Origin of the sequence: Sphingomonas endolithica (assembly GCF_025231525.1) — a bacterium.
GTDB classification, from domain to species: Bacteria; Pseudomonadota; Alphaproteobacteria; order Sphingomonadales; family Sphingomonadaceae; genus Sphingomonas; species Sphingomonas endolithica.
On record NZ_CP103057.1, the window covers coordinates 1,468,336 to 1,494,062 of the forward strand.

Genomic DNA, 25,727 nt, shown 5'->3' on the forward strand with positions numbered 1-25,727 from the left:
CGGATTTGCTCTAGACGCCGACACCGAAGCCGAAATTACCGCGGGGATATGATGCGTTCGATTGCCACAATGATTGCCGTCGCCTGCGCGATGATCGCCCTTCCCGCGGCGGCGCAGAAGGAGAAGCCCGAGGCCAAGACGATCGCGGATCCCAAGGCGCCGGTGGTGTTCGCGCCGCGCATCGCGCCTGCTTCGGCAACCGACCCCGAAAACCTGCTGTATCTCGATCTGTCGACCGGCGGGCGCGTGGTGATCTGGCTGCGCACCGATGTCGCGCCCAAGATGGTCGAACGCGTCAAGACGCTGACCCGCCAGCATTTCTATGACGGGCTGATGTTCCACCGCGTGATCGAAGGCTTCATGGCGCAGGGCGGCGACCCGAAGGGCGACGGGACCGGCGGATCGACGCTGCCCGACGTGCCGGCCGAGTTCAATTACCTGCCGCACGTGCGCGGCGCCGTGGCAGCGGCACGCGCCGACAGCCCGGACAGCGCGAACAGCCAGTTCTATATCGTGTTCCAGCCGCGGCTCAGCCTCGACAAGAAGTATACCGTGTTCGGCCGCGTGCTGGAGGGTATGCAATATGTCGACGCGATCGAACGTGGCGAGCCGCCGGCGAACCCGTCCAAGATCGTGCATGCCTATGTCGCGGCGGATCATCCGCCGGCCTATGCGCCGGCCCCGGTGGCCGCGCCCGTGACGCTGCCCGCGACCACGCTGGCACCGTCTACGGCGACGAAGCCCGCAGCAAAGCCCGTCGCCAAGAAGCCGGCGACGAAGAAGTAAGCAGCGCCCCGCGGGGGCGGGGATAATGCCATGAACGTCGATCTGTTCGATTTCGAATTGCCGCCGGAGCGGATCGCGCTCCGCCCGGCAAGCCCGCGTGATACCGCGCGCCTACTGGTGCTAGATGGCGCCGAAACACGCGACCTTGCGATAGGCGACCTGCCGGGCCAGTTGCGCCCGGGCGACCTGCTGGTGTTCAACGACACGCGCGTCATCCCCGCGCAGCTGGAGGGCACGCGCAGCGCCAGCGATCGCGACGTGCCGGGCGCGTCGGGAGCGCGGATCGGCGCGACGCTGCACAAGCGCGAGGGGCCGCGGCGCTGGCGCGCCTTCATCCGCAACGCCAAGCGGCTGCGCGAGGGTGACGTGGTCGAATTCGGCCATGGCGTCTCCGCCACCGTTGCCGACAAGGCCGAGGACGGTAGCGTGGCGCTGAGCTTTGCGGGCGAGGAGCCGGTCGAATTGCTGCTCGACCGGGCCGGGCGCATGCCCCTGCCGCCCTATATCGCCGCCCGCCGTGCCGCCGATGCCGACGATCTGGCCGATTACCAGACGATGTTCGCCGCCGAAAAAGGCGCCGTCGCCGCGCCGACCGCCGCGTTGCATTTCACGCCGGACCTGATGGCGGCGCTGGATGCCGCCGGCATCGCCCACGCCACGCTGACGCTGCATGTCGGCGCGGGCACGTTCCTGCCGGTCAAGGCGGAGGATACCGACGATCACAAGATGCATGCCGAATGGGGCCGCATCGACGCTGCCACCGCCGATCGCCTCAACGCGGTGCGCGCGGCCGGCGGGCGCGTGATCGCGGTGGGCACGACCAGCCTGCGGCTGATCGAAAGCGCGGCGGCCGCCGACGGCACGATCCAGCCGTTCGAAGGCGACACCGCGATCTTCATCACGCCGGGCTACCGCTTCCGCGGGGTGGACGGGCTGATGACCAATTTCCACCTGCCGCGATCGACCTTGTTCATGCTGGTATCGGCATTGATGGGCACGGAGCGGATGCAGGCGAGCTATGCGCATGCCATCGCCAACGGCTACCGCTTCTACAGCTATGGCGATGCCAGCCTGTTGCTGCCCGGCCCTGCCGCCCAGAAAGGCCCATGATGCTCCTCCTCGCGCTCGCGCTGTCGGCCACGCAGCAGCCCCTGCCCGTCACCCCCGTTGCCCCCGTTACCCGGCCGCAGCCGTTCGCCTCGATCGTCGCCGAGCCGGCGGCAATGGCGATCGCTGCCTGCGATGCCGATGCGGATGCCGTCGTCACGCGCGCGGAACTGCATGCCTGGCTGAAGCGCAGCTTCGCCGCGGCCGCCGCGGGCAAGCCCGATATCGGCTATATCGATTATGGCGACTGGGCGGTGCGCTGGCTGGGGGACGTCAATGCGCTTCCCGGCCCGTATGGCGTGGATGGCGACAATGACAACCGCATCACGCTGCCCGAGCTCACGACCGAGTTCGACCGCTTCTTCGATCGTTACGACGTGGACAAGAACGGATCGGTGACGCGCACGGAATTGCTGACGATCCGCACCGGCCCGGTCGGCGTGCCGGGCAAGCGCGGCAAGAAGGGCTGAGCCATGTCACGGTTCGACTTCACGATCGCCGCCACCGACGGCAAGGCGCGTACCGGCGCCATCACCATGCAGCGCGGCGAGATCCGCACCCCCGCCTTCATGCCGGTCGGCACCGCCGCCACGGTAAAGGCGATGAAGTCGGGCGACGTCAGGGCAAGCGGCGCAGACATCATCCTCGGCAACACCTATCACCTGATGCTGCGCCCGACCGCCGAGCGCGTTGCGCGGCTGGGGGGCCTACACCGTTTCATGGGCTGGGACCGGCCGATCCTGACGGATTCGGGCGGCTACCAGGTGATGAGTCTCAGCGACCTGACCAAGCGCGACGAGAATGGCGTGACTTTCCGCAGCCATATCGATGGATCGAAGCACACGATCAGCCCGGAACGCTCGATCGAGATCCAGCGCCTTTTGGGCTCGGACATCGTCATGGCGTTCGACGAACTGGTGCCGACCACGTCGACGCGCGAGGTGCAGGCCGCGGCCATGGCAAGGTCGATGCGCTGGGCGAAACGCAGCCGCAACGCGTTCGACGGCGGCGGCGAACATGCCGAGCGGGCGGCGATCTTCGGCATCCAGCAGGGCGCACTCGACGAGCGGCTGCGCGCGGAAAGCGCCGGCGAACTGACCGCGATCGGCTTCGATGGCTATGCGGTCGGCGGGCTGGCGGTCGGCGAAGGGCAGGAAGCCATGTTCGGCTGCCTCGATTTCGCGCCCGGGCAGCTGCCGGTCGACAAGCCGCGCTATCTGATGGGCGTGGGCAAGCCCGACGACATCGTCGGCGCAGTGGAACGTGGAATCGACATGTTCGACTGCGTTCTCCCCACCCGCTCCGGCCGTACCGGTCAGGCATTCACCCGCGCTGGCCCGATCAATTTGCGCAATGCCAGGTTCGGTGAGGATCAAGGGCCGCTCGATCCGACCTGCGCCTGCCCGGTGTGCGGCACCTGGACGCGGGCGTATGTGCACCACCTCGTGCGATCGGACGAGATCCTGGGTGCGATGTTGATGACCGAGCACAATCTGTATTTCTACCAGGCGCTGATGGCCGATCTGCGCGCCGCGATCGCCGAGCAGCGGCTGTCGGCATTTGCCAATGCCTTTCGCGCGGAATATCGCACCGCAACAGCGACAAAAACAGGAGAGTGACCATGTCCGATCAGGAACCCAACGAAATTGTCGCGGCGGCCAAGCACGCCAATGCCGCCCGCGAACGCGCGCGCAAAGCCGAGGCCAAGAGCTGGCCGATCGGCGCGATCGGGCTTGGCGTCGGCATCGGATCGGCGGCGGTTGCTGCAGCGATGCTATTCGCCGGGCGCAAGAAGGACTGAGCGCCAAGCGTCTGACAATTACGTTAACTATCAAGTGTTTCGTAGCGGGACGTGGGCAAATTCGCGGCAGCTTGCCAGGCCCGGAACGGCTAGGGAGGCTCATCGGCTCGATCGAGTCGCCCTAGCAGCCGAGGCCCTTCCCCGCGTGACGTTCGACGAGTTCCGCCACCGCCTGCGCATCCCCCGGCTGACCAAGCTGGGCGTGATCGGCATGGTCGCGACCGTCTGTGCCGGCGTCTCGGCACATGGCGCCCTGCGCGCAATTGCCGACAACCAGCCGGTGCCGGAACTGCCCGCCCCCCGCCCGGCGGGCTATGAGGCCGAGGATCATTTCCCGGGCGCCGCCTATCTCTACGTCGCCGACGAGAACGCGGCCCCTGCAACCGGTGCGACCGGCACCGCCGCCTTGCCCGATCTGCCGGTACCCGCCGAGGCGAGCACGACGACGCTGGCAGCCGATGGCTCGATCCACGCCGCGCCACCTTTCTCGATACGCGCCGCCAGCAGCGTCGATCGCGGCCGCGCGCTGCAATGCCTGACCGCGGCGATCTATTACGAAGCGGCGAGCGAACCCGATGCCGGACAGCGGGCGGTGGCGCAGGTGATCCTCAACCGCGTGCGGCATCCCGCTTTTCCCAACACCGTGTGTGGCGTGGTGTATCAGGGATCCGAACGCACCACCGGTTGCCAGTTCAGCTATGCCTGCGACGGATCGATGGCGCGCGTGCCGGCCAAGGCCTATTGGCTGCGCGCGATGCGCGTGGCCGCCGCCGCGCTGGCCGGATCGGTCGAGGCCGATGTCGGCATGGCGACGCATTACCATACCTATGCGGTGACGCCGTCCTGGAACCGCAGCCTGGTGATGACCGCGGCGATCGGCGCGCATTTCTTCCACCGCTGGCAGGGTTATTGGGGCACGCCCGGCGCGTTCCGCCAGGTCTATATGGGCCACGAGCCGGTACCCGGCCCGCACCCGCGCCCGACCCTGCCCGCGATCGGGCCGGCGCCGGACATGCCGCTGGCGACGCTGGCGGCGGTAGCAAAGGTGTCGCCGGCACCGACGACGACGACAGCGGCGATCCAGCCCGATTATGCGCAGAGCGGGCTCCCGGTCGCAGGTGTCAGCAAGGGAGCGGTGCCGGCGGCGGCTCCGAATGACTCGCAGATCCTCGACCGCTGGAAGGATTCGGGCAAGCCGTTGCGATAAGGGGGTATCGGCAGGCTGGTCGATCCAGGCCGGCGCGAGCTTGCGCGCCCTTATGGTGCGAGCGGCGCGAGATCGGCAGCCGACACCCACCCCTGCGGCCATGTATCGCGTTCCGAGGGATAGACGATCAGGAGCTGATTTCCCCGCCGCGCGAGAATGCCGACCACATCGCCTTTCACGACATAGCGCCGCCGTGCCCGTCCGCTGGGCGTCGCCTTGAATGCGACACGTGCGCCTGTGACCCTGGCTAGCTCGGTCCAATTACCCGGCCGGATCCGGCTGAGTTGGGTGCCGGCGGCTTCCGCTTCGGGCGGCACGACGAGGCCGCAGCCGGGCAAGTCGCGCACATGCGCCATGCTAAAGGTGACATCACCGGCAGTGTCGGCGGTAATGCGTCCGTTCAGGCTCGGCGTGCGGATGGTGCGGATCGTCGCCTGATTGCCGCTGGCCCGCCCGACAAAGTCGAACGTGCAGCGCTTGATCACCTCCATGCCCTGTTCCATGTCGAAATGACCGACGACGCGTCCGCCCGGCGACACTGCCAGCAGGAAGCCTTCATAAAAGCCTGATCCGAGTGCCCCCGCCGAAGCATCCGCCGGCTGCGCGCAACCGCAGGCCGCCAGCATCACGGCAATCGCCAATGACCTACCCTGCATCAACCTATCCTCCCAGACCGAGCGGCGCTCTGCGACGCGCCTGCCATCGTCACAGTGTACGGCGTGCAAAGCAAGCTTCGCCGTCGACACCGCCCAATCGCGGCTACTATGATGCTGTCGTTCAACCGGGAGCACGACATGATATCCAGATCGCAGCCTGCCACCTTATGCCTCGCTTTTGCTCTTACGATCGGACTGTCCGCCTGCGGTGGCGGCGACACTGCAGCCAATAACGCGACGTCGGCCACGGCCGCGACGGACGCCCAGCCGGCCGGCGTGGCTGCCGCACCCAAGGAAGCCAAGGCGGTGGCCCCTACCCTGGCCGATGGCCCCGACGTCTGCTTCCGCGCCATCGCCAAACATCTCGGCCCGGACACGAAGGTCTCGGAGATCATCTCGTTCTTCAGTTCCGGCAGCGCGATCGACAGCGGGGACCGCGAGCCCCAAGGCGAACTGACCAGCTGCACGGTACAATATCAGAACCCCAGCGATCCGCGGAAGTTGGTCGGCACGAGGCTGGATATCGCAACGGGCAAGTTCGACCCGCCGAGCCCGGTCGAGATCTCGGTGATGGGCAACGCTGCCAAGTTCAACCTCGAGGATCACCTGATCCCGCTGTCGCAGGTCAATGCTGCGGGGCTGACCGCGATCATGGACGCGCAAAAGGCCAAGCTGAGCAGCGTGTACAGCCGCTATGCCTGGTCTGGCGTGCGGCTGTCCGGGCCGGACGGCTTCAACAACACGCACAAATTGCGCCTCGACGTCGAGGGGCGCCTGGCGTCGAACGACATCAAATCGGGCGGCTATGCCTCGATCACCACGGACGCCAAGAAGGTCACGACCAACTTCCTGCTGCCGTGACCGGCCCGAGCGCATCGCAGCCCGCCGGGCTGCGATGCGCTCAGTTTGCCGCCAGCCGGCGAGCGAAATGGATGTCGACTGCGCGGCGCACGCTTTCGGCGATGCGGCCGCGGCCCTCGCTGGAGTCGATGAAGGCGACGTCCTGCGGATTGGAGATATAGCCCGTCTCGAACAGGATCGAGGGCATGTCGGGCGCCTTCAGCACCATCAAAGATGCCATGCGATGGAAGTTGGGCTTGAGCGGCATCAATGGTCGCGCCTCGCGGCCCAGCAGCCGCGCGAAGCTGGCCGAGGAATTCATCGTCTCTCGCTGCGTCAGATCGATCAGGATCGAGGAGATGTCGGTCGTCGTGCCGCCGAGATCGACGCCCGAGATGATGTCCGCCTTGTTCTCGCGCGCCGCCAGCCGAGCGGATTCCTTGTCCGAAGCGACTTCCGAGAGGGTGTAAACCGAGGCACCGGTGGCCGTGCCCGAACCCACGCTGTCGCAATGGATCGAGATGAACAGGCTCGCCTTCAACTTGCGCGCGATGCCGTAGCGCTCGCGCAGCACGAGGAAGCGGTCATCCTCGCGCGTCAGCGCTACGCGCACTCGGCCGGAGCGGAGCAGTTCGTCGCGGATCGACTTGGCGATGCGCAGCGTCACGTCCTTTTCGCGGCGATTGTCGGTCGGCGAGATCGCGCCGGGATCGACGCCGCCATGCCCGGCATCGATCACCACCAACGGACGGCTATCGTCATCGCCATAGACGCGCGGCAGCGCGAGCTTGCGACTGGCGCGCGGGATCGGCATCGACACTTCGTAGCGCGCTTTACGAACGCCTTTGCCGCCAAGGCCGAGCGACGGCAGGAAGCTCGTGCGCTGACGCACCGCCGCCGCTTGCGCGAAGCGATCGTCATCGACGCTGCGCAGTTCCAGCGTTAGTTCGCGCCCACCATCGCCGAAGCGGCCTTGCGTCACCACGGTCGGGCGCGACAGATCGAACATCAGGCGCATACCCTGCGCGCCGCGCGATGCCTGGTGCACCGCACTCACCGCACCGCCGGTTTCGGTACGACCGCCCGGTCGGGCGCCGCCCACGTCCAGCGCGATGCGGTTGGGGCCGGCAAGCACGAAGGCGGAGGCGTCGGCGACTATCTCGTCGAACCGCACGACGATGCGGTCGCGCTTGACCTCGACATGCTCGACCCGGGCGGCCCAGCCCGGAGTGCCGGCGAACCAGCAGGCGAGAAGGGCAAGAAGCAACGACACGCGGGGGTATTGCCGTGCCCGATGGGGCGCGGTCCAGCTAAAAGACATGGGCGGGGGGTCCCAGTGCAAGTGAATACAGCAGTAGGATTGGCAGTAGCGCCAAGCGTGTTCCGGCTCGGTGAATCGACTTGGTTAATGTGACGTTCGGCAGATTGTTGCCGGATCAGCGGCCAGAAGCTGCCAGTTGCCGTTCGCCCAGTCCGGTGCTAGTCATGAAGTTGCACCGGCACTGCGTTCGCGCCTCGCCGGTCTACATGGCCGCACCGGATCCTCGGACACGGCCGATCCAGGTTGACGTTCGCATGATGCATTTCCCCTGCCCTCCGCTCCGCCCGGCATTTGCCGGCGGGATTGCGGACGTGGCAGGCGCCCAGGGCCAGATGCCGGGGCTTGCATCGCGAACAGAGGCAATACCGTCCAACAACGGCACGCATCAGGGCGGCAATCCCGCCACCGCGACGCCGCATCACAATCGCGCGCGGCGGGAAGCCCCGGGCACCGGACCGCGCGCCCGGAGAACATTATATGACAACGCGTATGCTGATCGACGCACGCCACCGGGAAGAGACCCGCGTGGCGGTCGTCAACGGAACCCGTATCGAGGAATTTGATTTCGAATCCTCCGAGCACAAGCAGCTCAAGGGCAACATCTATCTCGCCAAGGTTACCCGTGTAGAGCCGTCGCTGCAGGCGGCGTTCGTGGATTATGGCGGCAATCGCCACGGATTCCTGGCGTTCAGCGAAATCCACCCCGATTACTACCAGATCCCCAAGGAGGATCGCGACGCGCTGCTGCGCGAAGAGGCCGAGCATGCCGCCGAGGAAGCGGCATTGCGCGCCGATTACGACGATGACGAGGACGAACTGCATGGCGACGCCGGCGACGAGCATGATGACGATGACGATGCCGAGATCGACGAAGACAGCGTCGAGCGCTTCGAGGACGATGGCGGCGTAGAGGCGGAAGTCGCCGCCGAGGGCAATGGCGAAGGCCGGGGCCGCGGTCGCCGCAAGCGCACCGCCACCGACGAGGCGGTCGAGGATCTGCGCGAGCGCCGCAGCAACCTGCGCCACCGCTACAAGATCCAGGACGTCATCCGCCGCCGACAGGTGCTGCTGGTGCAGGTCGTGAAGGAAGAACGCGGCAACAAGGGCGCGGCGCTGACCAGCTATCTGTCGCTGGCCGGCCGGTACTGCGTGCTGATGCCCAACACGTCGCATGGCGGCGGGATCAGCCGCAAGATCAGCAATGCGGGCGATCGCAAGCGGCTGAAATCGATCATGGCGGACATGAAGCTGCCCCCGTCGATGGGCTGCATCGTGCGCACCGCCGGGCTCCAGCGCACGCGCCAGGAGATCAAGCGCGACTTCGATTATCTCGCCCGCCTGTGGGACGGCATCCGCGAGACGACGCTGACGTCGTCGGCGCCGGCCTGCGTCTATGGCGACAGCGACCTGCTGAAGCGTGCAATCCGCGATATCTACAACAAGGATATCGACGAGGTGATCGTGGAGGGCGAGGAAGGCTATCGCCAGGCGCGCGAGTTCATGAAGCTGCTGATGCCGAGCCATGCGCGCAAGGTGAAGCATTATTCGGATGCCGTGCCGCTGTTCCAGCGCGCGCATGTCGAGGAACAGCTCGCCGCGATGTACCATCCGGTGGTGCAGCTGAAATCGGGCGGGTACCTGGTGATCAACCCGACCGAGGCGCTGGTGTCGATCGACATCAACTCGGGCCGTTCGACGCGCGAGCATTCGATCGAGCAGACCGCCACCGCCACCAACCTGGAAGCGGCGCAGGAAATCGCGCGCCAGTTGCGGCTGCGCGACATGGCCGGGCTGGTCGTAATCGACTTTATCGACATGGATAACGGCTCGAACGTCCGCAAGGTCGAGAAGGCGATGAAGGACGCGCTGAAGAACGATCGCGCGCGCATCCAGGTCGGCCGCATCTCCAGCTTCGGGCTGATGGAAATGAGCCGCCAGCGGCTGCGCACCGGCGTGCTGGAAGCGTCCACGCGCCAGTGCCCGCATTGCGAAGGTACCGGCCTGGTGCGTACCGCATCCTCGTCCGGCGTGTCGGCGCTGCGCCTGATCGAGGACGAAGCGGCGCAGGGCCGCGGCTCGATCCTGACGCTGCATGCCAGCATGGAAGCCGCCTTCTACCTGCTCAATCGCAAGCGCGACGAGCTGGCCGAGATCGAGGAGCGCTACGGCATCTCGGTCGAAGTGACGCCCGATGGCGATCATGAAGGCGCCCGCATGTCGGTCGAGGTCAGCGGACCGCCACCGGCACACCCACCGCGCTTCGCTGCACCGATCGTCGAGATCGAGGAGGACTATCCCGAAGAGATCGAGGAAGAGTTCGACGAGGTCGAGGACGAAATCGAGGAAGTGGCCGAGCCCCGTGCCCCGCGCGAGCCGCGCGAGGGCGGCGATCGCCCCGAGCGCGCCGACGATGCCAATGACGAGGGCGGCAGCCGCAAGCGCCGCCGCCGCCGCGGGCGTCGCGGTCGCAATCGTCCCGAGGGCGAGGAAGGCACGCCGCGTGTTTCGGACGACACCGAATCGGCCGACGAGATCGAAGCCGACGGTTTTGCCGGCGACGTGACAGGCGAAGCAGTGGCGGACGACGAGGCCGAGTTCGTCGGCGAGCAGCCGGTCGCGGCCAATGACGAAGGCGGCGAAGGCCGTCGTCGTCGCGGGCGTCGCGGTCGTCGTGGCGGTCGCCGCAACGAAGGCGAGCGCAGCGAGACTGGCACGCCGGCGGACGCGGCTGACGCCACGTCGGAGGGCGATGTGGCGGCGATGGCCGAGGCACCGGTGACCGAGGCACCGGAGCCCGAGCTGGCACTGCCCGCAGCGCCGATCGAGGAGGAAGCGCCCAAAAAGGGTCGCCGCCGCCCTCGCGCGCGCGCCGCCGAGGCCACGCCCGCCATTGTCGAGGCGGCCGTCGAAGCGGCACCGGTCGAGGAAGCCGCGCCTGTTGCCGAAGCCGAAGCCGAAGCGCCGGCCAAGCCCAAAAGGAGCCGTCGCAAGACCAAGCCGGTCGATGCGCCGGCTGAGGATGCCGCTCCGGCCGAAGAAGCCGCAGTCGACAGCCCGGCGATGATGGACGTGCCGGTCTCGGAAGAGCCTGCCCCTAAGCCGAAGCGCCGTGCACCGCGCAAGAAGGCGGCGGCACCGGTCGAGGCGGATGCCTCGCCGGAGGCAGAGCCCGCCATCGACGCGCCGGCGCTCCCGCTGGTCGCCGAGGCAGCGCCGGTCGAGGCCGACAGCGATGGCGACGATGCACCGGCCGAGCGCGAGATCGATGCCGATCCGGGCGAAGCGGGCAGCCCGCGCCGCGGCTGGTGGCAGCGTACCTTCGGCGCGTGATCGCCTGAACGGCTAGGACAAGGCCCTCTCCCGCCTGGGAGGGGGCCTTTTTCGTTTGGGCGCACGACACGCGCTGCATCGAGAACGGATATGTAGCCACACCCAGCCAGCTCCCCGGCGGAAGCCCGGGCCTAGTCGCGGCATCGGTGTGACTGGCGCTGCGCTCGCTCACATCAACCGGTCCGCCTGGACCCCGGCCTACGCCGGGGAACAATTCACCGCACCGCGGCCACCATCATCTCCAGCGCCACCTCGAGGCAAGCCTGCCGCACGCCGCCCCGGCCGATATCGCCGAAATGCTCCTCGCGGTGCGCAATGTCGCGGCCTTCGCGGGCGCAGGCGAAATGGACCAGCCCAGGCTCGTCACCGGGCGCGCCGGGCCCGGCAAAGCCGGTAATCGCCAGCGCCACCTGCGCATCCGATGCCGCCAGCGCGCCCTCCGCCATGGCGACCGCGACATCACGGCTGACCGCCCCGCAGCAATCGATCTGCTGCTGCGCGAGCCCCAGCAGCTCGCACTTGGCATGCTCGCTATAGACCACGAAGCCGCGATCGAAGACGTGCCCGCCGCCATCCACGTCGGTCAACAACGAGGCAAGCAATCCACCAGTGCAGCTCTCCGCCGTGGCCAGCATCAGCCCGGCATCATTGGCTTCCTGCAACAGGGTTTCCGTCAGTCGCTCGACGCGCTCGGACAGCACCGGGGACAGTGTTTCGACCATAAGCTCCTCTCTTTGTTGGCAATCTCAACACGGCACGCGCTCGACCGTTCCCATCAACCGCCGTCGGGTAAGCCCGAACCTTGACGAGCGAACATGCAGAAATCCCTGTCCTACAACCCCGTAACCGTGGCACGTGGGGAAGATGATCGACGCACCTTTGATCCGTACGCAGGGGTGGCACTTGCCGATGATGCCACCGGGGCGATCCGCTCGACGCGGCGGTGCCGCGCGCCTGTCGAAAGCGTGCTCGCGCTTCAAGATCCTCAACATTCGCAGCCGGTACCCGGCTGCACCGCCCTGCCATCGATCGTCCCCTGCCAAGGCAAATCTCACTGCGGTGCGGTGGGTCGCGAGCAGCGCGACCTTCCTCCTGCTCTGCGCGCAACCGGCGACGGCAGGGTCACCTTTTACGAGCGGACCGGCTGCCACCAGCTCTCAGCAGCGTTCAGGCAACGTGGCGAAAGGCTGTGGGGATCTGCTCGCCCGACTGAGTCGCAAACCGGCGGAGCTCCGATATACCGGCTGCAGGTCGTTCCCCGATGCCCAGGCAGCGCCGATGCGTGCGACGTATGATGTCGATGGCGGGCATGCCGCCGCGGTCGAGACATATCTGATCCGCGCCACCGGCCTGCACTCGCTCAAGAGATCTTGCTGCCAGTGGGATTCCGCCCCTGCCAGCTTCGACGACGATCAAGGCGGGCAGTTCATGATCTCGATGGTGTCGGAAGAAACCTCAGTGAGCCGCCGCGAGGCCTGGAGCGAGATCGCGACCTTTCACGTCACCGTCGAGATGCTGACGGAGGAAATCTAGCGTGGCCGGCGGCGTGACACAGCTTAGACGCCTTTGCGGAAGGTCGGATGCTCTGCCGCCGATTGTAACCATCGGCAAACTTCCCGATATGTCGGGCATGAAGAAACTCGTCGCGGGGATCGCGGCCTCCCTCCTGCTCTGGGCGCAACCGGCGGCGGCGCAGTCGATCCTGCGCGATGCCGAGACCGAGGCGATGTTCAACGACATGTCGCGGCCGATGATCATCGCCGCGGGATTGTCGCCCGCCAATGTCCGCGTCGTCATGATCAACGACGATTCGATCAACGCCTTCGTGGCCGGCGGCCAGACCGTCTATGTCCATTCCGGGCTGCTGCAGGCGGCCGACAATGCCAACGAAGTGCAAGGCGTGATCGCGCACGAACTCGGCCACATCGCCGATGGCCATGTCGTGCTGCAGGATCAGGGCACCAGGCCGGCGATCGGCATCACCCTGCTCAGCATGGTGGTCGGCATCGCCGCCGCGGTGGCGGGTGCCGGCGATGCGGGCATGGCGCTGATGGGGCTTGGGCAAAGCGCGGCGATGGGCAAGTTCCTGGCCTTCACGCGCGTGCAGGAATCGACCGCCGATGCCGCCGGCGCCAAATATCTCAACGCCTCGGGCGTGTCCGGGCGCGGGATGCTGTCTTTCTTCCGTAAGCTGCAGAACCAGGAATATGCCTACGGCCTGAAGAACATCGATCCGTTCGCGCAGAGCCACCCGTTGAGCGGCCAGCGTATCGAGAACCTCAAGAACGATCTGATGAGCGGCGCATCGTGGAACGCCAAGCCCGATCTCGCGCTGGAGGAACGCTTCAAACGGGTGAAGGCGAAACTGCGCGGCTATGTCGCCGATCCCAAGACGACGCTGAACATCTATCCGGAAGAGGATCACAGCGTGTACGCGCATTATGCGCGGGCCTATGCCTGGCACAAGGCGGGCTACCCCGACAAAGCCGATGCCGAGGCGGCGGCGCTGATCAAGGCCGATCCGCACGATCCCTATTTCCTCGAAATCCAGGGGCAGATCCTGCTCGAGGCGGGCAAGCCGGTCGACGCGCTGGTGCCGCTGCGCGAGGCGACGGTGCGGTCGAACAATTCGCCGCTGATCGCCACGACCTTCGGCCACGCGCTGATCGCAACCGAGGACAAGGCCAATTATCCCGAGGCGGTGCGCGTGCTGCGCCAGGCCGTGAACCGCGACCAGGAGAACCCCTTCGCCTGGTATCAATTGGGCACGGTGTACGAGCGCACCGGCGACGAGCCGCGCGCCCTGCTCGCGACCGCCGAGCGCGCCAGCCAGAATGGCGATTCGCGCACCGCCGCCTATAGCGCACGCGGCGCGATGGCTGGGCTGCCGCCCAACAGCCGCGACTGGGTGCGCGCGCAGGACATTGCGATGACCGCGCAGAACGACATGGACGACAACCCCAAAAAGTATCGCAAGCAATGAACGGGCTTCGTAATCCAGTGCTGCTGGCCGCCGTCCTCCTGCTCGGCGCGGTGGCCGGCGGGGCAGGCATGTGGGGCCTGCAGCGCGCCGCGCCCGGCTCGCTATCGGGCGTCGACAAGGCGCGGGTGGAAAATGTCGTGCGCGATTACGTGCTGGAGCATCCCGAACTCATCCCGCAGGCGATGCAGCGCTTGCAGGATGGCCAGACCGGCAAGGTCATCGCCGCCAATCGCGCGGCGATCCTGGAGCCGTTCGACGGCGCCTGGGCGGGCAATGCCAAGGGCGACGTCACCGTGGTCGAATATTTCGACTATAATTGCGGCTATTGCCGCTCCAGCCTGCCGATCATCGCGCAACTGATCGAGCGCGATCCGCAGGTGAAGATCGTGTTTCGCGAATGGCCGATCCTGACCGAGGAAAGCGGCACCGCCGCCAAGCTCAGCCTAGCCGCGGCTGCGCAGGGCAAGTTCAAGTCGTTCCACGATGCGCTCTATGCGGGTGGCCCGGTGAGTGCCGACAGCATGGCGGCCGCTGCGAAGACGGCCGGGCTCGACATGGCGAAGGCGACGGCCATGTCCGCGCGTGCCGACACGGAAATCGCCACCAACCGCGCCATGGCCCAGCAATTGGGCATGACCGGCACGCCAAGCTGGGTGATCGGCAACCGCGTGGTCTCGGCCGCACTACCGCTGGAGGAACTGGAGAAAGCGGTCCAGGCCGCGCGCGGCGCGTAACCGGCACGCACCTGTTCCCCGGCCGAGGCGGGGGAACAGAACCATCAATCGTTTCGCCCCCGGTTGCGCCATCCGGCCCCTGCCCCCATCTCCACGCCATCCAAGGGGGCCCCACAACTTGTCAATTATCCTATCCGTCGCCGGCGTCTCCAAGACGTACAAGTCCGGCACCACGGCATTGTCGCCGATCGACCTGGAAATTGAAAAAGGCGAGATCTTCGCGCTGCTCGGGCCCAACGGCGCGGGCAAGACGACGCTGATCAGCATCATCTGCGGCATCGTCACGCCCAGCAGCGGCACGATCACGGTCGTGGGGCACGACGCGATCAAGGATTTCCGCGCCGCGCGCCGCCTGGTCGGCCTGGTGCCGCAGGAATTGTCGGTCGACATGTTCGAGACGGTGCTGGCCACCGTCAAGTTCAGCCGCCGCCTGTTCGGGCGATCGGGCCACGACGCCTATATCGAGGAAGTGCTGCGCGATCTGTCGCTGTGGGACAAGCGCGACGCCAAGATCATGGAATTGTCCGGCGGCATGAAGCGCCGCGTGCTGATCGCCAAGGCGCTCAGCCATGAGCCCGACATCCTGTTCCTCGACGAGCCGACGGCGGGGGTCGACGTGTCACTGCGCCGCGACATGTGGAAGCTGATCCACCGGCTGCGCGAGAAGGGTACGACGATCATCCTCACCACGCACTATATCGAGGAGGCCGAGGAGATGGCCGACCGCGTCGGGGTGATCGACAAGGGCAAGCTCGTGCTGGTCGAGCGCAAGACCGAACTGATGAAGCGGCTGGGCAAGCGGCAGGTGCTGGTGTCGCTGAGCGAGCCGCTTACTGTCGTCCCGGCGGCGCTTGATGGCTGGGATGTCGAGCTGGTCGAGGACGGCCACAAGCTGCGCCACGTGTTCGTCGCCGAGAGCGATGGCGACAAAGACGGTATCCCGGCGCTGCTCGCCAAGCTTGCGGCATTGGGGATCGGCTATACCGATCTCGATACGCATCGCAGTTCGCTCGAAGACATCTTCGTCGACCTGGTCGAACGGAAGGAAGCGGCATGAGCTTCCCTGTGCCTGTCCCCTCCCCGTTCGCTTCGAGCGCAGTCGAGAAGCATGTCCCAAGAACCGGTTTCTCGACTGCGCTCGAATTGAACGGAGTAGTGCAATGAGCGCGAACGGTTTCAACGCGCATGGCGTGTGGGCGATCTACCGCTTCGAGATGGCGCGCGCGCTGCGCACCTTGTGGCAGAGCGTGGCGACCCCGGTGATCACCACCTCGCTATATTTCGTCGTGTTCGGCGGCGCGATCGGCAGCCGCATGCAGTCGGTCGACGGCGTCGGCTATGGCAGCTTCATCGTGCCTGGGCTGATCATGCTCTCGCTGCTGACGCAGAGCATCGCCAATGCGTCGATCGGCATCTACTTCCCGAAATTCACGGGCACGATCTACGAGCTGCTTTCGGCGCCCGTGTCGGCAATGGAGATGGTGCTAGGCTATGTCGGCGCGGCGACGACCAAGTCGGTGATCCTGGGGCTGATCATCCTGGCCACCGCGATGCTGTTCGTCGATCTGCCGATCAAGCACCCGGTGATGATGCTCGCCTTTCTGGTGCTGACCAGCGTGGCGTTCAGCCTGTTCGGGTTCATCATCGGCGTTTGGGCCAAGGGGTTCGAGCAGTTGAACTTCGTGCCGGCGCTTCTGATCACACCGCTTACGTTCCTTGGTGGTGCGTTCTACTCGATCGACATGCTGCCGCCGGCGTGGCGCACGGTCAGCCTGTTCAACCCGGTCGTGTATTTGGTCAGCGGCTTCCGCTGGAGCTTCTTCGGGCAAGGCGATGTCGGGGTGGGCGCCAGCCTCGCGTTCACCTTCGCGTTCCTGCTGCTGTGCCTGGGCGTGATCGCCTGGATCTTCAAGACGGGCTATCGGATGAAGTCGTAATCCTCCCCGGTACGGGAAGGGGCTTCCGCGAGCGCAACGGATGCGCTGCCGGCCCACCCCCTCCGTCAGCCTTCGCTTGCCACCTCCCCGTGCCGGGGAGGATTGCCTCAAAGCCGATGTTCTCCCTTCACCCAGCGCACCGTGCCGCTCGACGCGCGCATTACCACGCTCTCCGTCGTCATCGTACCGCCCTTGCGCTTCACCCCCGCCAGCAACGACCCGTCGGTTACGCCGGTGGCGGCAAAAATGCAGTCGCCCTTGGCAAGTTCGGTGAGGTCGTATTGCTTGTCGAGATCGGTCACGCCCCACTTGGCCGCACGGCCGCGCTCGTCGTCGTTGCGGAACAGCAAGCGGCCCTTGAACTGCCCGCCGACGCAGCGTAAAGCCGCGGCCGCGAGCACGCCCTCCGGCGCCCCGCCCGAGCCCATATAGATGTCGATCGTCGTATCCGGGTTGGTCGTGGCGATCACGCCCGCCACGTCGCCGTCGCCGATCAGCATGATGCCGACCCCCAGCGCACGCAGTTCGGCGATCAGTTTCTCGTGGCGCGGGCGATCCAGCACGCAGGCGATGATCTCCGATGGCTCGACGCCCTTGGCCGCCGCCAGCGCGCAGATATTCTCAGTCGGCGTGCGGTCCAGATCGATGATGCCCTCGGGGTAGCCGGGGCCGACCGCGATCTTGTCCATGTACACGTCAGGCGCGTTGAGCAGCCCGCCTTGTTCGGCGATCGCCAGCACGGCCAGGCTGTTGGGGCCAGCGGTGGCGCAGATCGTCGTGCCTTCCAGCGGATCGAGCGCGATGTCGATCTTCGGGCCCTTGCCGATCGCAGAGCCGACCTTTTCGCCGATGAACAGCATCGGCGCCTCGTCTCGCTCGCCCTCGCCGATCACCACGGTGCCGTCCATGTAGAGCTCGTTCAGCGCCTCGCGCATCGCCTCGACGGCGGCGGCATCGGCCGCCTTTTCGTCACCGCGCCCGACCAGCTTGGAGGCCGCCACGGCCGCAGCCTCGGTGACGCGTACCATTTCGAGCACGAGAACGCGGTCGAGGACCTTGCTGGCGGTAGTGGTCATGAAAAATCCCTTGTTGTTGCCGGTGTCGTTAGGCGGCGTGTGTTGCCGTGTCGAGACTCAGCGGCGACCGGCAGAACGCGGCGGCGCGATCTCGAACAGCAACGGCCACTCCTTGCCCGTGACGAACAGACGCCGTGCCTTGGCATCCCAGGCGATGCCGTTGGGAACCTGATCGGTGCCGAACACGCCGGCGCGCTGGTGCAACGCTGTAAGATCGATCCAGCCGATCACATGCCCGGTCTTCGGATCGATCCGCGCGATGCGATCGGTCAGCCAGACATTGGCGAGGATCTCGCCCTCGACATATTCGATCTCGTTCAGCCGTTCGACCGGCACGCCGTCTGCGGTGACCAGCAAGGTGCGACGCTGCTTGAAGGTGCCCGGATCGAGGAAGCGCAACGTCGGCGTGCCGTCCGACATGATCAGGCCATCGGCATCGGCCGTCAGCGCCCAGCCCTCGCCCGGATAGCGGAAGCTGCCGAGCTTGCGGAACCCGTCGAGCGACCAGCGGAAGCCGATCCCGTCCTTCCAGGTCAGGCTGACGATCTGCCCGCGCCACGCCGCAATGCCTTCGCCGAACAAAGGCGGCGGCATGGCGACGCTCTTCAACACGCGACCGGTGGCGAGATCGACCTTGCGGATGCCCGAACGGCCGACTTCGCCCGTACTCTCGTACAAGGCACCGTCCTGGTAGAACAGACCTTCGGTATAGGCCTTGGGATCGTGCGGGTACGCCTTGACCACCGTCGCCGGCGCGACCGGAATCGCAGTCTGCGCGGCACAGGGCGCCGCCAGCAGCGCGATCGCGGCGATCAGCGCGCGCATCAATCGCGCAGCAGATCGTTGATGCTGGTCTTGGAGCGGGTCTGCGCATCAACCCGCTTGACGATCACCGCGCAATACAGGCCGAGATCGCCACCCGTGCTGCCCGGCACGACGACGGCGTAAGGCGGCACTTCGCCCTTGAACACCTCGCCGGTCGCCCGATCGATGATCTTGGTCGAGGCGCCGAGATAGACACCCATCGACAGCACCGCGCCCTCGCCGACGCGCACGCCTTCCGCCACTTCAGAGCGCGCGCCGATGAACGCGCCGTCGCCGATGATCACCGGATCGGCCTGCAGCGGCTCGAGCACGCCGCCGATCCCCGCGCCGCCGGATATGTGCACGTTGGCGCCGATCTGCGCGCAACTGCCAACCGTCGCCCAGGCATCGATCATCGAATTCTCGCCGACATAGCCTCCGATATTGACGAAGCTCGGCATCAGGATCGCGCCCTTGGCGATGAACGCCCCGCGGCGCACGATGCTGCCCGGCACGCTGCGGAACCCGGCGGCGCGGTGGCGCGCCTCGTCCCAGCCGTCGAACTTGGAGGGGACCTTGTCGAACCAGGTGGCGCTGTCCGGCCCCTGAATCAGTTCATTGTCGTTGAGCCGGAAGCTCAGCAGCACTGCCTTCTTGAGCCATTGATTGACCCGCCAGCCGCCCGTCTCGTCCGGTTCGGCGACGCGCGCCGCACCCGAATCGAGCAGTTCCAGCGCCTCTTCCACCGCGCTGCGCACAGCGCCGACCGTGGTGAAGCCGAGATCCACCCGGTCTTCCCAGGCGCTCTCGATCGTCTTCTGCAGATTATCGCTCATGCGGCCTCCAATATCTCTTCCAGCCAATGGCCGATGTCGTGGGTAATGAAATCGACGTGCCCATGCGTTTCGTTCGGCGTCTGCTCGGAGCCGTTGTCGACCCACAAGGTGGTCATGCCGATCGCCTTTGCCGGTGCCAGATTGCGCGCCATGTCCTCGGCGAACAGGCTGGTGTGCGGATCGATGTCGAACGCCGCGCACAGCCCGGCATAGGCCGATAGCTGCGGCTTGGGTGCGAGACCCATGGCGTGGATGTCATGGATCGCCTCGAAGCTGCTGCCCAGGCCGAGCCGCCCGAGCACGTTGGTGGCATAGGGCGCATCGGCGTTGGTGAAGACGATCTTGCGCCCCGGCAGCTTGGCGATCGCCGCGGCGAGCGGGGCATTCTCCTCCAGCACGTCCATCTCGATGTCGTGCACGAAGGCGAGGAATTCGTGCGGATCCGCGCCGTGATCCGCCATCAGGCCAGCGAGCGTCGTGCCATGGGCATGGAAATAGCCCTTCTGGATGCGCCGTGCCTCGGCCAGATCTACGCCCAGCCGTTCGGATATGTACGCGCCCATCTTGGCATCGACCTGATCGAACAGCCGTACGCTCGCCGGGTACAGCGTATTGTCGAGATCGAAGATCCAGGTGTCGATATGGGCGAGCCGGGGGTCCATGTGGGTGAGGCTCTACGGCCACCGAGTGAGGTGGCGCAACCCCGACCCCCGCAATACCCGTCATCCTGAACTTGTTTCCGGATCCAGGCGCGGCCACCTGCCAAATAGACGGTGTCGGTGAGACGGAGGACCGCACCTGGATCCTGAAACAAGTTCAGGATGACCTTCATAATGGGGCTAGCGAGAGTAAGTCCCCCTCCCCACATCCTTGTTCATGACAGCCTATTCATTGCTCGATCTCGTCCCCGTCGTAGAAGGCGGTACCGTGTCCCAGGCGCTGGCCAATGCCGCCGATCTCGCGCAGCATGCCGAGGGCCTCGGCTTCAGCCGCTACTGGACGGCGGAGCATCACGGCATGGCCGGGATCGCCAGCGCGGCGACATCGGTGGTGCTGGGGCACATCGCCGCGGCGACATCGACGATCCGGATCGGCGCAGGCGGGATCATGCTGCCCAACCACGCGCCGCTGGCGATCGCCGAGCAGTTCGGTACCCTTGATGCGCTGTTTCCGGGACGGATCGATCTCGGGCTCGGCCGGGCCCCGGGGTCGGATCAGCGAGTCGCGCATGCCATGCGGCGCACGCTGGAGACCGATGCGAACGCCTTCCCGCAGGACGTGCTGGAGCTGCAAAGCTATTTCGCCGACGATGGCCAGACCGGGATCACGGCCACGCCGGGTGCCGGTGCCAAGGTCGACCTGTGGATCCTGGGATCGAGCACGTTCGGTGCGCAGCTCGCCGCCGCGCTCGGGCTGCCTTATGCCTTCGCATCGCATTTCGCGCCGGATGCGCTGATGAGCGCGATCGCGATCTACCGTCGCGACTTCAAGCCCTCGGCGGCACTCTCCCGCCCGCACGTCATGGCTGGCTTCAACGTGTTCGCGGCCGACACCGCCGAGGAGGCGGAACTGGTGGCGAGTTCGCAGCAGCAGGCGTTCATCGCGCTCCGCACTGGCAACCCGGGCAAGATGAAGCCGCCGCTCGCCGGGTATCGCGAGAGCCTCGGCGCGCAGGGTCAGGCGATGCTGGATCATGTGCTGCAATGCTCGGCGGTCGGTGGCCCGGCCAAGGTGGCGCGCGAGATCGCCACCTTCGTCGCGCGGACGGGTGTCGACGAGTTGATGGTGGCGAGCGCGATCTACGATCATGGAGCGCGCAAGCGCAGCCTGGAGATCACCGCCCAGGCGATGGCCGAGTTGAAGGTCGCCGCTTAACTCCTCTCCGGAACGGGTGGCGGAACCGCTCGGCTCCTTCAGCTGAGTAATGGAGGGGGCTTTCCCAAGCGCCAGCGTTGCCGGCCCGCCCCCTCCGTCAGCCTGCGGCTGCCACCTCCCCGTGCCGGGGAGGATCAGTTTGCGGCCGGTAGCCTCAGTCTGACGAGCAGCCCACCCAGATCTTCGCTCTCTTCCAGGCTTACCGTGCCTTCGTAGATCTCCGCCACGTCGCGGACGATCGCCATCCCCAGGCCGGTGCCCGGCTTGCCGCTGTCCAGCCGCACGCCGCGATCGAAGATGCGCACGCGCTGCTCCTCCGGGATACCCGCGCCATCGTCCTCGATCAGGAACTCGACGAAGCCGGAATGCTGACCGACCGTGACGAACACGCTGCCGCCACCATATTTGGCGGCATTCTCGATCAGATTGCCGAGCATCTCGTCGAGATCCTGCCGCTCGACATGGACCTGCAGCGTCTTGGGCCCATCGATGTCGATCCGCACATGGCGATATAGCCGCGCCACCGCACGTTCGACCGATTCGAGGCTCGGCCACACATCCGCGCGGCTATGCGCCGATCCGCGCCGGCCGACGGCACGCGCGCGGGCGAGGTGATGGTCAACCTGGCGGCGCATCGTCCGCGCCTCGCGCACCACCGTCTCGCCGAGATCGTCCGCCTCCGCGGTCGCCGCATTCATGATCACGGTGAGCGGCGTCTTTAGCGCATGCGCGAGATTGCCGGCGTGGCGACGCGCTTCCTCCGCCTGACGTTCGTTGTGCGCGATCAGGCCGTTCAGTTCCTCGACCATCGGCGCGACCTCGACCGGCATCGGCCGTTCGATCTGCCGCGACTTGCCCGATCGCATGCGCGCGATTTCCTCGCGCACCTTTCTCAGCGGCCATAGCCCGTAAAAGGTCTGCAACGCCGCCATCACCAACAGCCCCAAGCCGAGCAATGCAAAGCTTCGCACCAGCGTCTTGCGCAGCGTGTTGATCTGCAGATCGAGCCCGTCGCGGGTCTGCGCGACCTGGAAACGCCAGCGCCTGGGCGATCCCGGCAGCCTGACGTCGCGTTCCAGGATACGTAGCTTCTCGCCCGCAAATTGCGCGCTGTCATAGATGTGGATGCCGAGATCGGTATGGGCCGAACCGAAGCGCAGCCGGCGATCCCATAGCGAACGCGATGGGAAATCCTCGCTGCCTTTACCGCTGACTTGCCAATATAGCCCCGATTGCGGTTCCAAGAATCGCTGATCTGCAGGCTCGCGGTTGAACACCACCTCACCGTCAGGCCCGATTTCTGCCGACACGATCAGCGCGGTCAGCACATATTCGAGCTGATCGTCGAAGTTGCGCGTCACCGCTTGCGTCAGAACGCGGTCAAGCGCGTAGCCGCCCCCGGTGAGCAATAGCATGATCCACACCGCCGCGATGAGGATCATGCGGCGCGAAAGGCTCCCGGTCGTGCGAACATAGCCGCGGCTGGGCAGCGGTTCCGATTCGATCGGCACCGCCGCCGCGCCGCTTGTCTCAGGCATCCGGATCTTCGAGGCTGTAACCCAGGCCGCGGATCGTGGTGATCACTTCCTGGCCGAGCTTCTTGCGGATGCGCGTGACGAACACTTCGATCGTGTTCGAATCACGATCGAAATCCTGATCGTAGATATGCTCGATCAACTCGGTGCGGCTGACCACCTTGCCCTTGTGATGCAGCAGGTAGCTAAGCAATTTATATTCCTGCGCGGTCAACTTGACCGGCTCGCCCGCCTTGGTGACCTTGCCCGATCGCGTGTCGAGCCGCACATCGCCGGCAGTCAGTTCCGAGGAGGCATTGCCAGAGGCGCGGCGGATCAGCGCCCGCAGGCGGGCGATCAGTTCCTCCGACTGGAACGGCTTGGCGACATAATCGTCGGCGCCGGCATCCAGCCCGGCTACCTTGTCCGACCAGCTGTCGCGTGCGGTGAGCACCAGCACCGGCGCGGTGCGGCCTTCCTTGCGCCAGCGATCGAGTACGGTCAGGCCGTCGATCTCGGGCAGGCCGAGATCGAGCACGATCGCATCGTAATTCTCGGTCGAGCCCATGAAATGGCCTTCCTCGCCGTCGGTAGCGAGGTCGATAGCGTACCCTGCGCCTTCCAGCGTGTTCTTCAATTGCTGACCGAGATTCGGTTCGTCTTCGACGATCAGAACGCGCATGTATTCAATCCCCTCTTGCCCGAAAGGGCGGATCAGTGGCCGGTGCGGCGCAGGATCTGGCCCGAGCGGCCGTCCACGTCGACCCAGATGACGTTGCCATCGCGCAGGAACTTGAGCGTGTAAATGCCGCTATAGCCGTCCAGCTCGACGCCGAGATATTGTGCGCCGCGGATCTGCGGGACGACGCGGGACTCAATCTCGCGCAGCGGCAGGATCTTACCCTGGCGCCGCGCCTCGAACGCCTCGACCTGATCGCCGCGACGCTGCACGGGTGCAGGATCGGCAACCGCTGGCGTGGCGAGCAGACATAAAGTGAGGGCAAAAGACATCTTCATCGGGGTGTCGCATAGGGCGAAGGCGTTGAACAGCCTGTGAATAGGCCCTTCAGGCTCTCGCAACTTGCCGCCCGGGGCGACACGCCCTAACGGACGCTGCCATGGCAGCCCCAATCCTAGCATTCGAAAATCTCGGCATCATTCAAGGATCGGGGTGGTTGTTCCGCGGCCTCGACATCCATGTCGGCCCGCGCGACCGGCTGGCCCTGATCGGGCGCAACGGCGCGGGCAAGACCACGCTGATGAAGCTGATTGCCGGATCGATCGAGGCGGACGAGGGCCGCCGCACGATCCAGCCCGGCACGCGCGTGATCCTGCTGGAGCAGGAGCCGGACCTGCGCGCGTACAAGACGTTGCTCGATTACGTGCTGGCCGGCGACGACGCGCCGATGGAATATGAGGCGGATGCAATCGCCGATCAGCTTGGCATCGATCTGTCGCGCGATGCCGCCTCGGCCTCGGGCGGCGAGCGGCGCCGTGCGGCGATCGTGCGCGCGCTGGCGATGGAGCCCGACGTGCTGCTGCTCGACGAGCCGACCAACCATCTCGACATCGCCGCGATCGAATGGATCGAGCAATGGCTGTCGCGGTTCAACGGCGCGTTCGTGGTGATCAGCCATGACCGCACCTTCCTGACGCGCCTCACCAAGCAGACTTTGTGGCTCGACCGCGGCACCGTGCGCCGTGCGGAGATCGGCTTTGGCGGGTTCGACGCCTGGACCGAGCAGGTCTATGCCGACGAGGCGCGCAATGCCGAGAAGCTCGATGCGAGATTGAAGCTGGAGGAGCATTGGCTCCTGCGTGGCGTCACCGGCCGGCGCAAGCGCAACCAGGGGCGGCTGACCAAGCTGCACGAGATGCGTGCCGAGCGTGCCTCGATGATCGGGCCGCAGGGCTCGGCCAACCTGACGATCGGCACCGACGACGCCAAGACCAAGGTGGTGATCGACGCCAAGCATATCTCGAAGAGCTTCGGCGAGCGGCCGATCATCACCGATCTGTCGCTGCGCGTGACGCGCAAGGATCGGATCGGCATCGTCGGTCAAAACGGTGCCGGCAAGTCGACGTTGCTCAAGCTGCTGACCGGCGAGCTAGAGCCCGATAGCGGGCAGATCCGCTTTGCGAAGACGATGGAGCGCATCGTCATCGACCAGCAGCGCAGCAAGATGGCGCCGGAAAAGACCGTGCGCGACGTGCTGGCGGACGGCGGCGACTGGATCGAAGTGCAGGGCAACCGCAAGCATGTCGTGGGCTACCTCAAGGAATTCCTGTTCGACCCCAACGTGCTGGATGCCAAGGTCGGCACGCTTTCGGGCGGCGAACGATCACGGCTGCTGCTGGCGCGCGAATTCGCCAAGCCCAGCAACCTTCTGGTGCTGGACGAGCCGACCAACGATCTGGATCTGGAAACGCTCGATCTGCTACAGGACGTGATCGGCGATTACGAGGGTACCGTGCTGATCGTCAGCCACGACCGCGACTTCCTCGATCGCACGGTGACGATCACGCTTGGGCTCGACGGCTCGGGCACGGTCGATGTGGTCGCGGGCGGTTATGAGGATTGGGAGCGCAAGCGCAAGGCCGCGGCACCCAAGCGCGGCGGCGGCAATCGCAAGGTGCAGGTGACGGCTCCCCCGGCACCGGTGCCGAAAGTCAAGCTGACCTACAAGGATCAGCGCGATTACGAGACGTTGCCCGAGCGGATCGGGGAGATCGAGGCGGCCATTGCGCGCGACGAGGCGCTGCTGGCGGATAACGGCCTGTATGCGCGGGACTTTGCGGCGTTCGAACGCTTGACCAAGGCGGTCGCCGCCGCGCGCAACGAGAAGGAAGCGGCCGAAATGCGCTGGCTGGAGCTTGCTGAGATGGCCGAAGGCTAGGCTCGGGTCGCTCTAAGCTCACC

Annotated in this window: 25 protein-coding genes and 2 pseudogenes; 17 read left to right on the plus strand and 10 right to left on the minus strand. The window is 66.1% G+C overall.

Annotated features, from left to right (window positions below; all coding sequences use genetic code 11):
- The first annotated feature begins 51 nt into the window (after positions 1-51).
- From NV382_RS06915 to NV382_RS06940, 6 genes are all read left to right on the plus strand, one after another.
- Positions 52-786 (plus strand): peptidylprolyl isomerase, encoded by a 735-nt coding sequence (locus NV382_RS06915; RefSeq protein WP_418066765.1) that lies wholly within the window; start codon positions 52-54, stop codon positions 784-786.
- Positions 787-816: 30 nt separating this feature from the next.
- Positions 817-1,896, plus strand: a complete 1,080-nt coding sequence (gene queA / locus NV382_RS06920) for a tRNA preQ1(34) S-adenosylmethionine ribosyltransferase-isomerase QueA (RefSeq protein ID WP_260599776.1) — start codon at positions 817-819, stop codon at positions 1,894-1,896.
- On the plus strand, positions 1,893-2,363 hold the full coding sequence (locus NV382_RS06925; protein WP_260599777.1) for a CREC-EF hand family protein: 471 nt from the start codon (positions 1,893-1,895) through the stop codon (positions 2,361-2,363). The genes queA and NV382_RS06925 overlap by 4 nt, the downstream gene beginning before the upstream one ends.
- Before the next feature lie 3 nt (positions 2,364-2,366).
- The gene (gene tgt / locus NV382_RS06930) at positions 2,367-3,512 is read left to right on the plus strand and encodes a tRNA guanosine(34) transglycosylase Tgt (protein ID WP_260599778.1); all 1,146 of its coding nucleotides are present in this window, start codon (positions 2,367-2,369) and stop codon (positions 3,510-3,512) included.
- 2 nt (positions 3,513-3,514) lie between these two features.
- Positions 3,515-3,694 carry a hypothetical protein gene (locus NV382_RS06935; RefSeq protein WP_260599779.1) on the plus strand — a complete coding sequence of 60 codons (180 nt, stop codon included), beginning with the start codon at positions 3,515-3,517 and terminating at the stop codon, positions 3,692-3,694.
- Between the two features lie 145 nt (positions 3,695-3,839).
- A complete protein-coding gene (locus NV382_RS06940) occupies positions 3,840-4,901 on the plus strand; it encodes a cell wall hydrolase (RefSeq protein WP_260599780.1) in 1,062 nt (353 codons plus the stop codon).
- A 50-nt stretch (positions 4,902-4,951) separates the two neighbouring features.
- On the opposite strand, the gene NV382_RS06945 is transcribed toward NV382_RS06940, so the two are convergent.
- A complete protein-coding gene (locus NV382_RS06945) occupies positions 4,952-5,557 on the minus strand; it encodes a hypothetical protein (RefSeq protein WP_260599781.1) in 606 nt (201 codons plus the stop codon).
- Between the two features lie 138 nt (positions 5,558-5,695).
- On the opposite strand from NV382_RS06945, the gene NV382_RS06950 reads away from it, so the two are divergent.
- Complete coding sequence (locus tag NV382_RS06950) at positions 5,696-6,418, plus strand: hypothetical protein (protein WP_260599782.1); 723 nt, start codon at positions 5,696-5,698, stop codon at positions 6,416-6,418.
- 40 nt (positions 6,419-6,458) lie between these two features.
- Here NV382_RS06950 and NV382_RS06955 read toward each other — a convergent pair whose 3' ends face one another.
- Positions 6,459-7,670 (minus strand): N-acetylmuramoyl-L-alanine amidase family protein, encoded by a 1,212-nt coding sequence (locus NV382_RS06955; RefSeq protein WP_260599783.1) that lies wholly within the window; start codon positions 7,668-7,670, stop codon positions 6,459-6,461.
- 525 nt (positions 7,671-8,195) lie between these two features.
- Between NV382_RS06955 and NV382_RS06960 the strand changes: the two genes are divergently transcribed.
- Complete coding sequence (locus tag NV382_RS06960) at positions 8,196-11,048, plus strand: ribonuclease E/G (protein ID WP_260599784.1); 2,853 nt, start codon at positions 8,196-8,198, stop codon at positions 11,046-11,048.
- A gap of 215 nt (positions 11,049-11,263) precedes the next feature.
- Here the strand turns inward: NV382_RS06960 and NV382_RS06965 are convergent, their stop codons facing one another.
- Complete coding sequence (locus NV382_RS06965; protein ID WP_260599785.1) at positions 11,264-11,770, minus strand: CinA family protein; 507 nt, start codon at positions 11,768-11,770, stop codon at positions 11,264-11,266.
- Positions 11,771-11,960: 190 nt separating this feature from the next.
- Here NV382_RS06965 and NV382_RS06970 point away from each other — a divergent pair, with 190 nt between their 5' ends.
- The 5 genes from NV382_RS06970 (at position 11,961) to NV382_RS06990 (ending at position 16,702) form a co-directional block, all read left to right on the plus strand.
- Positions 11,961-12,581 carry a DUF4952 domain-containing protein gene (locus NV382_RS06970; RefSeq protein ID WP_260600337.1) on the plus strand — a complete coding sequence of 207 codons (621 nt, stop codon included), beginning with the start codon at positions 11,961-11,963 and terminating at the stop codon, positions 12,579-12,581.
- Between the two features lie 97 nt (positions 12,582-12,678).
- A complete protein-coding gene (locus NV382_RS06975) occupies positions 12,679-14,031 on the plus strand; it encodes a M48 family metalloprotease (protein WP_260599786.1) in 1,353 nt (450 codons plus the stop codon).
- Positions 14,028-14,765, plus strand: coding sequence for a DsbA family protein (locus NV382_RS06980; RefSeq protein WP_312026769.1), 738 nt, complete (start codon positions 14,028-14,030; stop codon positions 14,763-14,765). The genes NV382_RS06975 and NV382_RS06980 overlap by 4 nt, the downstream gene beginning before the upstream one ends.
- A 118-nt stretch (positions 14,766-14,883) precedes the next feature.
- Entirely contained in the window at positions 14,884-15,822 is a 939-nt protein-coding gene (locus NV382_RS06985) for an ABC transporter ATP-binding protein (RefSeq protein ID WP_260599787.1), read from the plus strand.
- Between the two features lie 103 nt (positions 15,823-15,925).
- Entirely contained in the window at positions 15,926-16,702 is a 777-nt protein-coding gene (locus NV382_RS06990; RefSeq protein WP_260599788.1) for an ABC transporter permease, read from the plus strand.
- Positions 16,703-16,809: 107 nt separating this feature from the next.
- Here NV382_RS06990 and glpX read toward each other — a convergent pair whose 3' ends face one another.
- From glpX to NV382_RS07010, 4 genes are read right to left on the minus strand one after another with little or no spacing between them, the layout of a single operon-like run.
- Positions 16,810-17,778, minus strand: coding sequence for a class II fructose-bisphosphatase (gene glpX, locus NV382_RS06995; RefSeq protein WP_260599789.1), 969 nt, complete (start codon positions 17,776-17,778; stop codon positions 16,810-16,812).
- 57 nt (positions 17,779-17,835) lie between these two features.
- Positions 17,836-18,603 (minus strand): glutaminyl-peptide cyclotransferase, encoded by a 768-nt coding sequence (locus NV382_RS07000; RefSeq protein WP_260599790.1) that lies wholly within the window; start codon positions 18,601-18,603, stop codon positions 17,836-17,838.
- Entirely contained in the window at positions 18,603-19,418 is an 816-nt protein-coding gene (gene dapD, locus NV382_RS07005; RefSeq protein WP_260599791.1) for a 2,3,4,5-tetrahydropyridine-2,6-dicarboxylate N-succinyltransferase, read from the minus strand. Before dapD ends, NV382_RS07000 begins: the two co-directional genes overlap by 1 nt.
- Positions 19,415-20,080, minus strand: coding sequence for a pyrimidine 5'-nucleotidase (locus NV382_RS07010; protein WP_260599792.1), 666 nt, complete (start codon positions 20,078-20,080; stop codon positions 19,415-19,417). The genes dapD and NV382_RS07010 overlap by 4 nt, the downstream gene beginning before the upstream one ends.
- 214 nt (positions 20,081-20,294) lie before the next feature.
- Between NV382_RS07010 and NV382_RS07015 the strand changes: the two genes are divergently transcribed.
- A complete protein-coding gene (locus NV382_RS07015; RefSeq protein WP_260599793.1) occupies positions 20,295-21,293 on the plus strand; it encodes an LLM class flavin-dependent oxidoreductase in 999 nt (332 codons plus the stop codon).
- A gap of 134 nt (positions 21,294-21,427) precedes the next feature.
- Here the strand turns inward: NV382_RS07015 and NV382_RS07020 are convergent, their stop codons facing one another.
- The 3 genes from NV382_RS07020 to NV382_RS07030 are packed head-to-tail and all read right to left on the minus strand — an operon-like array spanning position 21,428 to position 23,824.
- Positions 21,428-22,831: a sensor histidine kinase gene (locus tag NV382_RS07020; protein WP_418066766.1), complete on the minus strand. Its 1,404-nt coding sequence runs from the start codon at positions 22,829-22,831 to the stop codon at positions 21,428-21,430.
- Entirely contained in the window at positions 22,824-23,489 is a 666-nt protein-coding gene (locus NV382_RS07025) for a response regulator transcription factor (protein WP_260599794.1), read from the minus strand. Before NV382_RS07025 ends, NV382_RS07020 begins: the two co-directional genes overlap by 8 nt.
- A gap of 32 nt (positions 23,490-23,521) precedes the next feature.
- Positions 23,522-23,824: a PepSY domain-containing protein gene (locus tag NV382_RS07030; RefSeq protein ID WP_260599795.1), complete on the minus strand. Its 303-nt coding sequence runs from the start codon at positions 23,822-23,824 to the stop codon at positions 23,522-23,524.
- Between the two features lie 101 nt (positions 23,825-23,925).
- On the opposite strand from NV382_RS07030, the pseudogene NV382_RS19630 reads away from it, so the two are divergent.
- The 3 genes and pseudogenes from NV382_RS19630 to NV382_RS19640 all read left to right on the plus strand — a co-directional run.
- Positions 23,926-24,306: pseudogene (locus NV382_RS19630) on the plus strand (ATP-binding cassette domain-containing protein); the annotation flags it as partial.
- A gap of 516 nt (positions 24,307-24,822) precedes the next feature.
- Positions 24,823-25,158, plus strand: a pseudogene (locus NV382_RS19635) (ATP-binding cassette domain-containing protein); the annotation flags it as partial.
- 309 nt (positions 25,159-25,467) lie between these two features.
- Positions 25,468-25,704 (plus strand): ABC transporter C-terminal domain-containing protein, encoded by a 237-nt coding sequence (locus NV382_RS19640; RefSeq protein WP_418066789.1) that lies wholly within the window; start codon positions 25,468-25,470, stop codon positions 25,702-25,704.
- Positions 25,705-25,727: the final 23 nt, after the last annotated feature.

Coding starts and splice junctions, on each gene's coding strand:
- queA (WP_260599776.1), top strand. CDS start 817: ATGAACGTCGATCTGTTCGATTTCGAATTGCCGCCGGAGCGGATCGCG.
- NV382_RS06945 (WP_260599781.1), bottom strand. CDS start 5,557: ATGCAGGGTAGGTCATTGGCGATTGCCGTGATGCTGGCGGCCTGCGGT.
- NV382_RS06990 (WP_260599788.1), top strand. CDS start 15,926: ATGAGCGCGAACGGTTTCAACGCGCATGGCGTGTGGGCGATCTACCGC.
- tgt (WP_260599778.1), top strand. CDS start 2,367: ATGTCACGGTTCGACTTCACGATCGCCGCCACCGACGGCAAGGCGCGT.
- NV382_RS06950 (WP_260599782.1), top strand. CDS start 5,696: ATGATATCCAGATCGCAGCCTGCCACCTTATGCCTCGCTTTTGCTCTT.
- NV382_RS07010 (WP_260599792.1), bottom strand. CDS start 20,080: ATGGACCCCCGGCTCGCCCATATCGACACCTGGATCTTCGATCTCGAC.
- NV382_RS07025 (WP_260599794.1), bottom strand. CDS start 23,489: ATGCGCGTTCTGATCGTCGAAGACGAACCGAATCTCGGTCAGCAATTG.
- NV382_RS06970 (WP_260600337.1), top strand. CDS start 11,961: ATGCCACCGGGGCGATCCGCTCGACGCGGCGGTGCCGCGCGCCTGTCG.
- NV382_RS07030 (WP_260599795.1), bottom strand. CDS start 23,824: ATGAAGATGTCTTTTGCCCTCACTTTATGTCTGCTCGCCACGCCAGCG.
- NV382_RS07000 (WP_260599790.1), bottom strand. CDS start 18,603: ATGCGCGCGCTGATCGCCGCGATCGCGCTGCTGGCGGCGCCCTGTGCC.
- NV382_RS06980 (WP_312026769.1), top strand. CDS start 14,028: ATGAACGGGCTTCGTAATCCAGTGCTGCTGGCCGCCGTCCTCCTGCTC.
- NV382_RS07015 (WP_260599793.1), top strand. CDS start 20,295: ATGACAGCCTATTCATTGCTCGATCTCGTCCCCGTCGTAGAAGGCGGT.
- dapD (WP_260599791.1), bottom strand. CDS start 19,418: ATGAGCGATAATCTGCAGAAGACGATCGAGAGCGCCTGGGAAGACCGG.
- NV382_RS06965 (WP_260599785.1), bottom strand. CDS start 11,770: ATGGTCGAAACACTGTCCCCGGTGCTGTCCGAGCGCGTCGAGCGACTG.
- NV382_RS06960 (WP_260599784.1), top strand. CDS start 8,196: ATGACAACGCGTATGCTGATCGACGCACGCCACCGGGAAGAGACCCGC.
- glpX (WP_260599789.1), bottom strand. CDS start 17,778: ATGACCACTACCGCCAGCAAGGTCCTCGACCGCGTTCTCGTGCTCGAA.
- NV382_RS06925 (WP_260599777.1), top strand. CDS start 1,893: ATGATGCTCCTCCTCGCGCTCGCGCTGTCGGCCACGCAGCAGCCCCTG.
- NV382_RS06975 (WP_260599786.1), top strand. CDS start 12,679: ATGAAGAAACTCGTCGCGGGGATCGCGGCCTCCCTCCTGCTCTGGGCG.
- NV382_RS06935 (WP_260599779.1), top strand. CDS start 3,515: ATGTCCGATCAGGAACCCAACGAAATTGTCGCGGCGGCCAAGCACGCC.
- NV382_RS06915 (WP_418066765.1), top strand. CDS start 52: ATGCGTTCGATTGCCACAATGATTGCCGTCGCCTGCGCGATGATCGCC.
- NV382_RS07020 (WP_418066766.1), bottom strand. CDS start 22,831: ATGCCTGAGACAAGCGGCGCGGCGGCGGTGCCGATCGAATCGGAACCG.